This window comes from Streptomyces sp. NPDC048484 (assembly GCF_040651415.1).
Classification (GTDB): Bacteria; Actinomycetota; Actinomycetes; order Streptomycetales; family Streptomycetaceae; genus Streptomyces.
Genome location: NZ_JBEZJY010000019.1, coordinates 133,177 through 146,079 on the forward strand (window position 1 = coordinate 133,177; position 12,903 = coordinate 146,079).

Annotated in this window: 9 protein-coding genes; 3 read left to right on the plus strand and 6 right to left on the minus strand. The window is 72.1% G+C overall.

The window, feature by feature from the left end:
- Positions 1–34 precede the first annotated feature (34 nt).
- From AB0D14_RS20705 to AB0D14_RS20720, 4 genes are all read right to left on the minus strand, one after another.
- On the minus strand, positions 35–919 hold the full coding sequence (locus AB0D14_RS20705) for a 1,4-dihydroxy-6-naphthoate synthase (RefSeq protein ID WP_362781034.1): 885 nt from the start codon (positions 917–919) through the stop codon (positions 35–37).
- Complete coding sequence (locus AB0D14_RS20710; RefSeq protein ID WP_362781036.1) at positions 903–1,712, minus strand: futalosine hydrolase; 810 nt, start codon at positions 1,710–1,712, stop codon at positions 903–905. Before AB0D14_RS20710 ends, AB0D14_RS20705 begins: the two co-directional genes overlap by 17 nt.
- A 73-nt stretch (positions 1,713–1,785) precedes the next feature.
- Positions 1,786–2,274: a hypothetical protein gene (locus AB0D14_RS20715; protein ID WP_362781038.1), complete on the minus strand. Its 489-nt coding sequence runs from the start codon at positions 2,272–2,274 to the stop codon at positions 1,786–1,788.
- 116 nt (positions 2,275–2,390) lie between these two features.
- Positions 2,391–3,812: an MFS transporter gene (locus tag AB0D14_RS20720; protein WP_362781040.1), complete on the minus strand. Its 1,422-nt coding sequence runs from the start codon at positions 3,810–3,812 to the stop codon at positions 2,391–2,393.
- A 380-nt stretch (positions 3,813–4,192) separates the two neighbouring features.
- Between AB0D14_RS20720 and AB0D14_RS20725 the strand changes: the two genes are divergently transcribed.
- The 3 genes from AB0D14_RS20725 to AB0D14_RS20735 all read left to right on the plus strand — a co-directional run bounded on the left by AB0D14_RS20725 (position 4,193) and on the right by AB0D14_RS20735 (position 9,851).
- A complete protein-coding gene (locus AB0D14_RS20725) occupies positions 4,193–5,116 on the plus strand; it encodes a DUF3027 domain-containing protein (RefSeq protein ID WP_362781043.1) in 924 nt (307 codons plus the stop codon).
- A gap of 334 nt (positions 5,117–5,450) precedes the next feature.
- Positions 5,451–8,771, plus strand: coding sequence for a molecular chaperone Hsp90 (locus AB0D14_RS20730; protein ID WP_362781045.1), 3,321 nt, complete (start codon positions 5,451–5,453; stop codon positions 8,769–8,771).
- 204 nt (positions 8,772–8,975) lie between these two features.
- On the plus strand, positions 8,976–9,851 hold the full coding sequence (locus AB0D14_RS20735; protein WP_362781048.1) for a hypothetical protein: 876 nt from the start codon (positions 8,976–8,978) through the stop codon (positions 9,849–9,851).
- A gap of 142 nt (positions 9,852–9,993) precedes the next feature.
- Here AB0D14_RS20735 and AB0D14_RS20740 read toward each other — a convergent pair whose 3' ends face one another.
- Both AB0D14_RS20740 and AB0D14_RS20745 read right to left on the minus strand, forming a co-directional pair.
- The gene (locus AB0D14_RS20740) at positions 9,994–12,438 is read right to left on the minus strand and encodes an HAD-IC family P-type ATPase (RefSeq protein WP_362781050.1); all 2,445 of its coding nucleotides are present in this window, start codon (positions 12,436–12,438) and stop codon (positions 9,994–9,996) included.
- A gap of 197 nt (positions 12,439–12,635) precedes the next feature.
- On the minus strand, positions 12,636–12,899 hold the full coding sequence (locus tag AB0D14_RS20745) for a DUF2530 domain-containing protein (protein WP_362781052.1): 264 nt from the start codon (positions 12,897–12,899) through the stop codon (positions 12,636–12,638).
- Positions 12,900–12,903 lie beyond the last annotated feature (4 nt).

The window sequence follows — 12,903 nt, forward strand, 5'->3', positions numbered from 1 at the left end:
ACCAGCGCGAGCGACCAGCGCGAGCAACCCCTGCTCAGGGGAATGACAGCGCCCCCGGCGCGAGGGCCGGCACGAGCCCCTCGGCGGCGGCACGCGTGAGGAGGCCGCGGATCGCCGCGTAGCCGTCCTCGCCCAGGTCGGCCGTGAACTCGTTGACGTACAGGCCGATGTGCTGGTCCGCGACCGAGGCGTCCATCTCCTGCGCGTGTTCCAGCACGTAGGGGCGGGACGCCTCGGGATCGTCCCAGGCGGCCCGCACGGAAGCGCGGGCGGACTCGGCGAGCAGCCGCAGCGTGGCCTCGCCCAGCGAGCGCTTGGCGATGATCGCGCCCAGCGGGATCGGGAGGCCCGTCGTCCGCTCCCAGTGTTCGCCCATGTCCGCGAGCTTGTGCAGCCCGTAGTTCTGGTACGTGAAACGGGCTTCGTGGATGACCAGTCCGGCGTCCACCTTGCCGTCCCGTACGGCGGGCATGATCTCGTGGAACGGCATGACCACGATCTCGCCGACCCCGCCGGGAACGGTGTCCGCGGCCCAGAGACGGAACAGCAGGTACGCGGTCGACCTCTCGCTCGGCACGGCGACCGTGCGGCCGGTCAGGTCCACGCCCGGCTCCCGGGTGAGGACCAGCGGCCCGCAGCCCCGCCCGAGCGCGCCGCCGCAGGGCAGCAGGGCCCATTCGTCCAGGACGTACGGCAGGACGGCGTACGACACCTTCAGGACGTCGAACTCGCCGCGTTCCGCCATGCCGTTGGTGATGTCGATGTCCGCGAAGGTCACGTCCAGCGCGGGCGCTCCCGGGACGCGGCCGTGGGCCCAGGCGTCGAAGACGAAGGTGTCGTTCGGGCAGGGCGAGTACGCGGTCTTCAGCGGCTCGGTCTTCGGGGGCTCGGTCTTCAGGGGTTCAGTGTGTGCGGTCATGTGGGTTCCAACTCTCCAGTACGGGCGCGAGCTTCCCGAACGCCCCGGTGAGCGCTGTGAGGGCGTCGCCGATCCGCCAGGCGGCGCGGTCCCGGGGGCCTACGGGGTTGGACACGGCACGGATCTCCAGGACGGGTACGCCGTGAGCGGCGGCCGCCTCCGCGACCCCGAACCCCTCCATGGCCTCGGCGAGTGCCCGCGGGTGGCGTCGGCGCAACTCCGCGGCACGCGCCGCGCTTCCGGTCACGGTGCTCACGGTCAGGACGGTCCCGAGGCGCGCACCGGTGACGGCCGCGACCTCTCGTACGAGTGATTCCGGCGGCCGGTGAGTGACGGCTCCGAACCCCAGTCCGGTGACCGGAGTGAATCCGCCGGGAGTCTCGGCGCCGAGGTCCGCGACGGTGATCTCGTCGGCCAGGACGAGCGATCCGACGGGCGCGTCGGGCTGGAACCCGCCGCCGATGCCGGCGGAGACGACCACGTCGTACGGCTCACCGGCCAGCACGGCCGCGGTGAGCGCGGTGGCGGTCGACGCGGCGGCGGCCGCGGGACCCACGCCACCGGCAAGCAGATCGACCACGAGCCGACCGCGGACGGGATCACCGGGATCACCGGGATCACCGGGATCACGGACAGGATCGCGGACGTCATCAGATACGGCGGAGCGGTCCGCCCGGGGCGCCAACCTGCTCAGGGCCGCTCCCGGAATCGCGTGCTCGCGCGCCGTGGTCGTGAACGCCGCGGCCACCGAGTCCCGTTCGACGGTGACCGCGGTGGTTACGAGGACACGCATGAGCGGCGCATCAGGCGGGTCAGGCGGGTCGGGCGAACCAGGCCGGTCGGGCGGATCGGGCGGATCACGCGGCTCAGGCGTCCGCGTTCTCGAGCTTGAAGTTCCAGACACCCTTGAACTGCGTACCGGCCTTGTTCTGCTGGACGACGCTGATGTAGATCGTCTTCGGGGCGGGCTGGCCCTCCTGCGCGGCGAAGAGGTCGACGCCCTCGAAGGCGTAGTACGTCTTCTTGAACGGGGCGGTGACCTGCTGCCCGTTGAGCCACAGGGACCAGCCCTCGTCGGCGACCTCCGGGTCGACACCGACCCGCAGGGTCTCGCCCTGCGAGACGCTGATCGTGTCGGAGGACTTCTTGAGGGCGCACTTGGTCGCTTCCTCCTTGCCGATGTCCTTGCCGTCCTCATAGCACTCGGCCTCGACGCTGGTCGAGTCCTTGCCGAACGTGACGGTGGCCATCGGCGTCGGCTTGTCACAGGCGGACAGGACGAGAAGTCCGGCGGAAACGGCGCCGGCGGCGGCGACGGCGCGGCGACGGCGCGCAAGGGGACGCTGGAAGCTCATGGACGAAGGCTATCGGGCGGGTCGGGCGGCCTGGCCATGTGGGTGCGCTACGCGGCGTGCCGCGGGCCCGGATCAGCCGGATCAGGCGGATCGATCCGGTGGATCGATCAGGCGGCTCAGACCAGGCGCGGGTGCTGCCGTCCGCCGCGCCGGGCCGCGCTCAGCAACCCGCGGACCGTGGTGAGCCAGCCGGCGGCGATGATGCCGGAGGCCACCGCCATACCGAGCGTGCCGTTGAGGGGCAGCGCGATGCCGATCGCCCCGCCGACCACCCAGGCCATCTGCAGCAGGGTTTCCGAGCGCGCGAACGCCGACGTCCGCACCAGTTCCGGCACGTCCCGCTGGATCAGCGCGTCCAGGGACAGCTTGGACAGCGCCTGGGCGAACCCGGCGAACGAGGCGAGCACCGCCACCAGGATCACTCCGAAGAACACCGCGGCCGTGATCGCCACTCCCAGCACCACCGCCACGACCGTGACGATGATCAGCTCCGGCGCCCGGGATCTCAGCGCCGCTCCGACCGCCGTGCCCAGCGCGTTGCCCGCGCCCGCCGAGACGCCCACGATCGTCAGCGAGACCGCCGCGCTCGCGCCCGCCAGGGGGTGCTCGCGCAGCAAGAAGGCGAGGAAGAAGATCAGGAACCCGGAGAGGCCGCGCAGCGCGGCGTTGGCGGCGAGCGCGTGCGTGACCCCCCTGCCGACCGTACGCAGGCCCGGCCGCTTGGGCTGTTTGAGGTGCGGCCCGTGCAGGTGTTGCTCGTCCGCCGCGAGCAGGGCCTTGTCCTCGCCCTTCGCGGAGTCGACCTTGTGCGGCAGCGAGAACGACAGGAACGTACCCGCCACGAAGATCAGGAAGGCGCCGTAGAGCGGGTAGCGGGGGCCGAGAGCCTGGAGCCCCGCTCCGATCGGGGCCGCCACGCCCGTCGCCAGCAGGCCGCCGAGGGTGACCCGCGAGTTCGCCTTCACCAGGGAGAACGCGGGTGGCAGCAGCCGGGGCACCACGGCGCTTCTGACCACGCCGTACGCCTTCGACGCCACCAGGACGCCGAGGGCCGCCGGGTACAGCTCGATGCTGCCGGTGACGACCGCTCCCGACAGCAGCAGGGCCATGAACGCTCGCGCCATGAACGCGCTCGCCATCGCGGCGCGCCGGCCGTGCGGGAGGCGGTCCAGGAGGGGGCCGACGATCGGGGCGAGGAGCGTGAACGGCGCCATGGTGATCGCCAGGTAGAGCGCCACCCGGCCGCGGGCCTCGTCCGTCGGGACCGAGAAGAACACCGTGGAGGCGAGCGCCACCGTGATCAGCATGTCGCCGGCGCCGTTCACGCCGTGCAGTTCGATCAGTTTGCCGAGGCCCGACTCGCCCGCGCCGTGCGCGTGTGTCGCTTTTCTGATGCCTCTGGCGGTGCCGCTGAACGGCAGGTGCAGGGCATGCCCGAGGGAACGGACGGCCCCGCGCACCGGGCCCGTTCCGTTTTTGCGTCCTGCCCCGGCCTCACCGATTTTGGTGGTGTCCTGGGGCGACCTAGCGGCTACCACTCCGCAATAGTGCCCCGGAAATAGTGGATGTAGTGCGGTTACCGCTCGTATAGCGGCTGAGTGGGCATCGTGAATCCGGTGCTGGGCATACCCGAAAGGGACCCGGGGCACCCGGTCGACACCCCGTCCGGGGAAACGCCGCGAAGCGGTGAAGGCAACGCCGGTGTAGGCCCAGCGCCGAGGAGACGGTAGCGTGCGTAACGCGCCCGCGGCAGTTGTTCTCGGCCGCGCGCCTCTCGGTCATCCCGCAGAATGGATGACGTAGGTGCGCCCGAGTGCGATCGGGCACGGACGTCGACGCGGCCCTCCGGTCCGCTCCGTCCGCACCCCCGTCGAGGGATGGCGCACTCGTGAGACGGCGTAGGAGAGAAGCGATACCTGTGAGCGCGACAACGCGAAGCCGGACCCCGGACCGTCTGTGTGCCGAGGCCGTGGACCTCGCCCGGGCAGCCGCCGAGGAGGCCGCCGCTCCCGGCGTTGTCGGGGAGCACGCGGGGATGGTCAGCGAAGGGGACCGCGTCGTCACGCACTTCTTCGAGTGCAAAGAAATGGGCTACCGCGGCTGGCGCTGGGCCGTGACCGTGACCCGGGCCTCCCGGGCGAAGGCCGTAACCCTGAACGAGACGGTGCTGCTGCCCGGCTCCGACGCCCTCCTGGCACCCGATTGGATGCCGTGGAGCGAGCGGCTCCGGCCTGGTGACATGGGCCCCGGGGACCTGCTGCCCACGGACGCGGAGGATCTGCGTCTGGAGCCCGGGTACTCCGGCGAGGACGAGCCCGCGCCGAACGCGCCGGTCTCCGAGGAGATGGCCGAGCTGGCCGCGGCGGAGGACGCCGAGATCACGGCCGCCCCGCCGGCCGCCCTGCCGCTCGTGCCCTCCCGCGGATCGATCGCCTCCGTCGCCGAGGAACTCGGCATGCGGCGGGCCCGGGTCCTTTCCCGCTACGGGCTGCATGTCGCGGCCGACCGGTGGGAGGAGTCGTACGGGGCGAAGACGGCGATGGCGCAGGCGGCGCCCGCCACCTGTGTCAGCTGTGGCTTCCTGAACCCCGTCGGCGGGTCGCTCGGACAGGCGTTCGGTCTGTGTGCGAATGAGTTCTCGCCCGCGGACGGGCGTGTGGTCTCGCTTTCGTACGGGTGCGGCGGTCACTCGGAGGCGGCGGTCATGCCTGCGCCGCCTCGGCCCGCGCCGCCCGTGATCGACGAGACGCGGGTGGATCCGTTCCCGCTCCGCCCGTCGCCGGACTCCGGTTCTGTGTCGCTGGGACCGGACGAGTCCTCGGCGGAATTCGGCCACAGCTAGGCCGCCGCCGGCTGCGCTCGATGGGCTGACCTCGGCTGCCGGGTGCGGGCTGCCTACGGCTGGTCGCGCAGTTCCTCGCGCCCCTGGGTAGGCCGGGGGCGCGCCCCCGGCCTACCCAGGGGCCTGGTGGGAACGGCGCGGTTTGTTAGGGGCGCGGGGTACGGCGCAATCTTTTGGGGGCGCGGGGAACTGCGCGACCGGCCCCCACCGGCCCGCACCCGGCACTCGCGGGGCGCCCCGGACCCTGGCCCCCCGCCAGGGGACACGCGCGGTACCTTCTTGCGGCGGGCGGGCTGTTGCTTGTGGCCGTTCAAGGTGAGAGGGAGAGTGAACCGTGAGCAACTTCGTGCGGCCGGCTGCCGAGGGCACTGATCCGTTCGGGACGGCGCGGCTTCGACGCGGGGTGCTGGACGCCTGGGCGACGAGCCCGGCGCGGTTCCGTGAGGACGCCAACTCCGAAGAGGACCTCGTACTCGGCGGGTACCGGGACCGACTGGTCGTCGAACTCGCGCAGAACGCCTCCGACGCCGCGTCCCGCGCGGGCGTCCCGGGACGGCTGCGGCTCACGCTCCGCGACGGCGTCCTCGTCGCCGCCAACACCGGCGCCCCGCTGGACGCGACCGGTGTCGAATCCCTCTCCACCCTGCGCGCCTCCGCCAAGCGGGACGGCCACGACGGCGCGGTCGGCCGCTTCGGCGTCGGCTTCGCGGCCGTCCTCGCAGTGACAGACGAACCTGCCCTGCTCGGACGGCACGGCGGCGTCCGCTGGTCCCTCGCCGAGGCCCGTGACCTCGCTGTCGGCACCGCCCGCCACAGCCCCGGACTCGGGGACGAACTGCGCCGCCGCGACGGTCATGTGCCGCTGCTCCGGTTGCCGTTCGCGGCCGAGGGCACCGCGCCGGATTCGTACGACAGCGTCGTGATCCTGCCGCTGCGGGACCCGGCCGCCGAGGCTCTCGCGGAGCGGCTGCTGGACGCGGTCGACGACGCCCTGCTGCTCGCCCTGCCCGGACTGGACGAAGTCGTCGTCGAGATCGGGGACGGGGACAGGGACGGCGGCGTACGGACCATCCGGCGCCGCGGCGACGACAAGAGCAGCGACGGCAAGAGCGGTGACCACAAGAACGCTGACCACAAGGCCAGTGCCCACAAGGGTGGAGCCGAAGCGGGTGGTGACGCGGGTGGTGGCAACGCGAGCGGTGGCGACGCGGGTGACGTGGTCATCGAGGACTCCCGGGACGGCACGACCCGCTGGCGCACCGTCTCCGCACACGGGCCCCTGGAGCCCGCGCTGCTCGCCGACCGGCCCGTGGAGGAGCGCCTGCGCCCCCACTGGTCGGTCACCTGGGCCGTCCCGGTGGACGCCGACGGCACCCCCGGGCGCCCCCGCACCGGCCCCGTCGTGCACGCGCCCACCCCCAGCGACGAACCTCTCGGCGTGCCCGCGCTGCTCATCGCCTCGCTCCCCCTCGACACCACCCGCCGCCATGCCGCCCCCGGCCCGCTGACCGACTTCCTGCTGCAGCGCGCCGCGGACGCGTACGTCGAGCTGCTGGCCGCCTGGCGGCCCGTGACCTCCGGGATCATCGGCCTGGTGCCGGGCCCGCTCGGCAAGGCCGAGCTGGACGGGGCCCTGCGACAGGCGATCCTCGAACGGCTGCCGCGCACCGCGTTCCTGCCGCCCGCGGTCGAGCCGGACGGCGATGCCGACCTGCCCGAGGCCCTGCGCCCCCGCGACGCCGAAGTGGTGGAGGGCGCCGGCGCCGAGACCGTACGGGTGCTCGCGGAGGTGCTGCCCAGCCTGCTGCCCGCCGGACTCGAACGGCGCGCGGAGCTGCGCACCCTGGGGGTCGCGCGCGTGCCGCTGACCGAGGCGGTCGACCGGCTCGCGGGCCTGGAGAAGGCCCCCGAGTGGTGGCGACGCCTGTACGACAGCCTCGCCGGGGTCGACCCGGACCGGCTGTCCGGGCTGCCCGTGCCGCTGGCCGACGGACGTACGACGATCGGCCCCCGGCAGGTCCTGCTGCCCACCACCGACGGGACCGAAGCCGCTCCCGGTAGCGGCACCGGCACCGGCACCGGCACTGGCACCGAGGGCGGGACCGGGACAGGGGCCGCGCCTGACGCCCTCGCCCGGCTCGGCCTCAAGGTCGCCCATCCGGACGCCGTCCATCCGCTCCTGGAGAAGCTGGGCGCACTGCCCGCCACCGCGCGGGCCGTCCTGACCACCCCGCAGGTCCGCGCGGCCGTCGCCGGCTCCCTCGACGACGACCGCGGCGGCTGGGACGACGACGCCACCCCGGACGCCGAGGAACTGGCCGACACCGTCCTCGCACTCGTCCGTGACGCACGCCTCGAACCCGGCGACGAACCCTGGCTCGGCGCCCTCGCGCTCCCCGACGACGAGGGTGAACTCGTCCCGGCCGGCGAACTCGTCCTGCCCGGCAGCCCCTTCGCCCAGGTGATGCGGGAGGACGAACTCGCCTCCGTCGACGCCGAGCTGGCCGAACGCTGGGGCGAGCAGCCGCTCGCCGCCTGTGGCGTACTGGCGAACTTCGCCCTCGTACGCGCCACGGACATCGTTCTCGACCCCGACGAACTGGAGCCGAGGGACGGCGACTTCGCCGAACCCGACGACGCCGGGCTGCTCGACGCCGTGGACGTGTGGTGCGAGGACTCCCTGGACGGGCTGCCGGAATCACCGGTGCCGCCCGTCGCCACGGAGATCGTCGCCGTACGCGACCTCGACCTCGTCGACGACGACCGCTGGCCCGAGGCCCTGGCCCTGCTCTCCCGCCCGCCGCTGCGGGACGCCCTCACCCAGCCGGTGCGCGTCCTGCTGCCGGACGGAACGCACGAGATCATCCGGTCCTACACCGCCTGGTGGCTGCGCGGGCACCCGGTTCTCGACGGCCGCCGCCCGGCCGGCCTGCGCGCCGAGGGCGGCGACCCGCTCCTGCACGGCCTGTACGACCCCGCCGACGCCGCGGGCTTCGACGACGAGCAGGTACTGCGGGCCCTCGGCGTCCGCACGTCCGTCGCGGCCCTGCTCGCCGAACCCGGCGGCGGCGCCGAGCTCCTCGACCGGCTCGCCGACCCCGACCGCGAGGTCTCGGCCACCCAGCTGCACGCCCTCTACGGCGCGTTGGCCGACCTCGACCCCGACCAGGTGACCCTGCCGGACGAACTGCGGGCCGTCGTGGACGGAGAGGTGAGGGTCGTGTACGCGGCCGACGCCATGGTCGTCGACTCGCCCGACCTGCTGCCCTTCACCGCCGGGACGCCCCTGCTCCCGGTACGGCCGTCGCGGGCCGCAGACCTCGCCGAGCTGTTCCAGGTCCGGCGGCTGAGCGAGTCCGTCACCGGGGACGTGACGAGCGAGGGCGCCGAACGCGACGTACCGGAGTCCGTACGCATCCTGCTGGGCCCGTCGACCCCCTCGACCTACCTCGAACACGAGGAACTCGTCGTCGACGGCACCGAACTCGACTGGCGCCGCACCCGCGACGGTGTCCTGCACGCCGCCACGCTTGAGGGCGTCGCCGCGGGCCTCGCCTGGGCGGCCGGACAGTGGCCCCGCCGCTTCGAGGTCGCCGCCCTGCTGGAGGACCCGTCCAGGACGGAGGAGCTGGCACGGGACCGCTGGTTCGACTGAGCCGCGCCCGCCGGGGCGCGGCCGCACGCCGGGCGCCCCGGCGGGTCGTGCAAGTGATCTGCGCCACACGGTCACAAAAACTTCACTCGTCGTACAACCATTGGCCCGCGCGGCGTATCTGATCATGCGAGTCAACAGGCTCCAAGATCGCTCGGGCCCACGTGAAGACGACCGTCGGGCCCCTTTCTCCATCAGGGGAAATACATGCGTATACGTGCCACCGTGGCTGCCGTCACCGGCGCCCTGGCCCTTTCCGCCTTCGTCGTTCCGGCCGCACAGGCCGACGACCCCTCGTACCGCGAGACCGCCGCCGCCGCCTTCGAGGCCGCCCACAGCGGCGCGGCCAAGGCCCAGCGCGGCGCGGCCGTCGAGGGTGACCTGGACGCCTCCTTCTCCAACTTCAAGATCGCCTCGGTGCACAAGGTCGGCACCACCAACCAGGTCTCCACCAAGGTGACCTACAAGATGACCCACGGCGCCGACGTGGACCTCAGCTCCCCGGACCTCGCCACCGGCCCGTACATCTACAAGGGCTCGTTCGCCACCCCGGACAACCTCATCTTGGGCTTCGAGGCGGCGACCTGCACCGAAGCCTCGGCGACCGTCGCCAACTGCACCGGCTACGTCGACATCCTCCCGACCGAGGAACTGTCCAACAGCGACGCCGGAACCTGGAAGGGCGGCGCGCTGCTGCTCGACTACGTCACCGGCTCCTACGCCGACCAGGGCGACCTCGCCACCACCAAGGTCCTGCGCAACTCCCGGCTCACCGTCAACGCCTCCCCCGAGCCCGTGAAGAAGGGCAAGACCATCACGGTCACCGGGGCCCTGACCCGCGCCAACTGGGAATCGCACAAGTACGCCGGCTACACCGCGCAGTCGGTGAAGCTGCAGTTCAAGAAGAAGGGCACGTCCACCTACACGGACGTCAAGACCGTGAAGTCGGGCACCGGCAGCTCCGCGGGCAAGCTGAAGACCACCGTCACGGCCTCCGTTGACGGCACCTTCCGCTACGCCTTCGCGGGCACCTCGACCACGCCGGCCGTCAACTCCGCGGGCGACGCCATCGACGTGCAGTAAACGCTCCGAACGCTCTGCCGGAACCGGCCCTTCGCCCTACCGGGCGAGGGGCCGGTTCTGTGCCCGGGTGCGCGGGGAACCGCGCGAACGGGTGATGACCCTCCCCTACACGGGAAACCTCCGGTACACGGGAAACCTCCGGTTACACGGGGAACCTCCGGTCGACCCACCTCCACACGAGCTCCAGGACGACCGCCCCCGCCACCGCGATCCCGACGGCGGTCCACGGCATGGTCGTCCCCACCAGCTTCAGCGCGAAGAACTCCTGGAGCCACGGCACCACGAGCACGATCAGGAACCCGAGCCCCATCGCGGCCACCAGTGCCACCCGCCACCAGGTGTACGGCCGAGCGATGATCGCCAGCACCCACATGGACACCAGGAACAGCGTCAGCGTCGCCGCACTGGTCTCCGCGTCCAGGGCTCCCTCACCGGTGTAGTGGTGGCGGGCGGTCAGGTACGTGGTGAAGGTGGCCACGGCCGCGACGGCCCCGCCCGGAATCGAGTACCGCATCACCCGCCGGACGAAGTGCGGCCTCGCCCGCTCCTTGTTGGGCGCGAGCGCCAGGAAAAACGCCGGCACACCGATCGTCAGCGTCGACAGCAGTGTCAGGTGCCGCGGCAGGAACGGGTACTCCACCTGCCAGCACACCACCAGCACCGCGAGCAGCACCGAGTACACCGTCTTCACCAGGAACAGGGTCGCGACGCGGGTGATGTTCCCGATGACCCGGCGCCCCTCCGCGACCACCGAAGGCAGCGTCGCGAAGCTGTTGTTGAGCAGCACGATCTGGGCGACCGCCTTGGTGGCTTCCGACCCCGAACCCATCGCCACACCGATGTCGGCGTCCTTCAGGGCGAGCACGTCGTTCACCCCGTCGCCGGTCATCGCCACCGTGTGGCCGTTCGACTGGAGCGCTCCCACCATGTCGCGCTTCTGCTGCGGGGTGACCCGCCCGAACACCGAGCCTTCGTCCAGCGCCCTGGCCAGCTCCTCCCGCTCGGCGGGGAGCCGGCGCGCGTCGACCGTGGCGGAGGCACCGGGCAGGCCGAGCTTGGCGGCGACCGCGCCGACCGAGACGGCGTTGTCACCGGAGATCACCTTGGCGCGTACGTCCTGTTCGCCGAAGTACCGCAGGGTGTCCGCCGCGTCGGGCCGCAGCCGCTGCTCCAGGACCACGAGCGCGGTCGGCACTGCGCCCTCCCGCACCCGCGGGTCGTCGAGGTCCGTGACGGCCCGGGCGAGCAGCAGGACCCGCAGTCCCTGCTCGTTGAGCTGGTCCGTCTCCGCGAGCGCGGGGGCCCCGTCGGGCAGCAGCACGTCCGGAGCGCCCAACAGCCACGTACTCGACCCGCCGTCGCCGTCGCCCTCCCCGCGGCTCTCGCCGAAGGACGCCCCGCTGTACTTGCGCGCGGAGGAGAAAGGCAGCGAGCCCTCGCGGCGCCACTCCCCGCTGTCCGGGTAGGCGTCGATGATCGCCTGCAGCGAGGCGTTCGGCCGGGGATCCGACGCGCCGAGAGCGCCCAGCACCTTCCGCACGTACGACTCGTCGCTGTTGCTGTCGTCGCCGTCGCTCCCCAGGAGCCGCAGCTCGGTGACGTCCATGCCGCCCTCGGTGAGCGTGCCCGTCTTGTCGAGGCAGACCGTGTCGACGCGGGCGAGGCCCTCGATGGCCGGAAGTTCCTGGACGAGACACTGTTTCCGGCCAAGCCTGATCACGCCTATCGCGAAGGCGACGGAGGTGAGCAGGACCAGTCCCTCCGGGACCATCGGCACGATGCCGCCGACGGCACGCGCGATGGAGTCCTTGAAGTCGTTGTCCTTGCTGACGAGTTGGGTGATGGCCAAACCCACGGCGGCCGGGACCAGCATCCACGTCACGTACTTGAGGATCGTGGAGATACCGGTCCGCAGCTCGGAGTGGACGAGTGTGAAACGGCTCGCCTCCTCGGCCAGTTGCGCCGCGTACGCCTCGCGTCCCACCTTCGTCGCGGTGAACGCACCACCGCCCGCCACCACGAAGCTGCCCGACATGACCTGATCGCCGGGCTGCTTGACGACCGCGTCCGCCTCGCCGGTGAGCAGCGACTCGTCGATCTCCAGACCGTCGGCCTCGGCGCAGTCGCCGTCCACGGCGATCTTGTCGCCGGGCCCGATCTCGATCAGGTCCCCGAGCACGATCTCGGAGGTGCCGATCTGGGCGGCGACCCCGTCCCTGCGAACGGTCGGCCGTGACTCGCCGATCACCGCGAGCGAGTCCAGGGTCTTCTTCGCGCGCAGCTCCTGGATGATGCCGATGCCGGTGTTCGCGAGGATCACATAGCCGAACAGGCTGTCCTGGAACGGCGCGACGAACATCATGATCAGCCAGAGCACGCCGATGATCGCGTTGAACCGGGTGAACACGTTCGCCCGGACGATGTCGCCCGTGGAACGGCTGCTGCGCACGGGTACGTCGTTGACCTCGCCGCGCGCCACCCGTTCGGCGACCTCGCCCGCGGTGAGGCCCTTCGCCCGTACCGCACTCGCGGGCAGCGGGACGGGATGCACAGGATCGAGTTCGGCGCCCGCGTCGATGTGCGTCATGCATCCGACGGTACGGGGGGATATACGGCTTCACCCGCCGAGTGCGGCAAAGATCCGACCTGGGGAGGAGGTGGGGTGGTGCCATGGTTGTATGCGGCGGTCGGCTGAGGGCGGGGTGTGCCTGCGGGTCGGCGGGGAACTGCGCGAGCAACCCCCGCGGCCCCGCACCCGGCACCCGACCGTGCCCTCGCCGGCCCCTACTGGGCGGCCTCCTGCGCCGCCGCGTCCCGCTTGATCGCCGCGTCCCGGCCGCGGACGTACCAGATGCCGATCAGGCCGAGGCCCGCGCCGGCCAGGCAGGTCCACAGCCACCACAGGTGCCCGTGGTCGTCGAGCCAGCCGTAGAACGGCAGCTGCGCGAGGAAGAGGACGAACCAGAGGATCGCGCCGCCCGTGACGGTGGCGACCACGGGGCCCTCCAGCGGTTCCGGTGCCTCGTGTGTCGGTGTCCACTTCGCCATGAGG

Coding starts and splice junctions, on each gene's coding strand:
- AB0D14_RS20705 (WP_362781034.1), bottom strand. CDS start 919: ATGACCGCACACACTGAACCCCTGAAGACCGAGCCCCCGAAGACCGAG.
- AB0D14_RS20710 (WP_362781036.1), bottom strand. CDS start 1,712: ATGCGTGTCCTCGTAACCACCGCGGTCACCGTCGAACGGGACTCGGTG.
- AB0D14_RS20715 (WP_362781038.1), bottom strand. CDS start 2,274: ATGAGCTTCCAGCGTCCCCTTGCGCGCCGTCGCCGCGCCGTCGCCGCC.
- AB0D14_RS20735 (WP_362781048.1), top strand. CDS start 8,976: ATGCGTATACGTGCCACCGTGGCTGCCGTCACCGGCGCCCTGGCCCTT.
- AB0D14_RS20740 (WP_362781050.1), bottom strand. CDS start 12,438: ATGACGCACATCGACGCGGGCGCCGAACTCGATCCTGTGCATCCCGTC.
- AB0D14_RS20745 (WP_362781052.1), bottom strand. CDS start 12,899: ATGGCGAAGTGGACACCGACACACGAGGCACCGGAACCGCTGGAGGGC.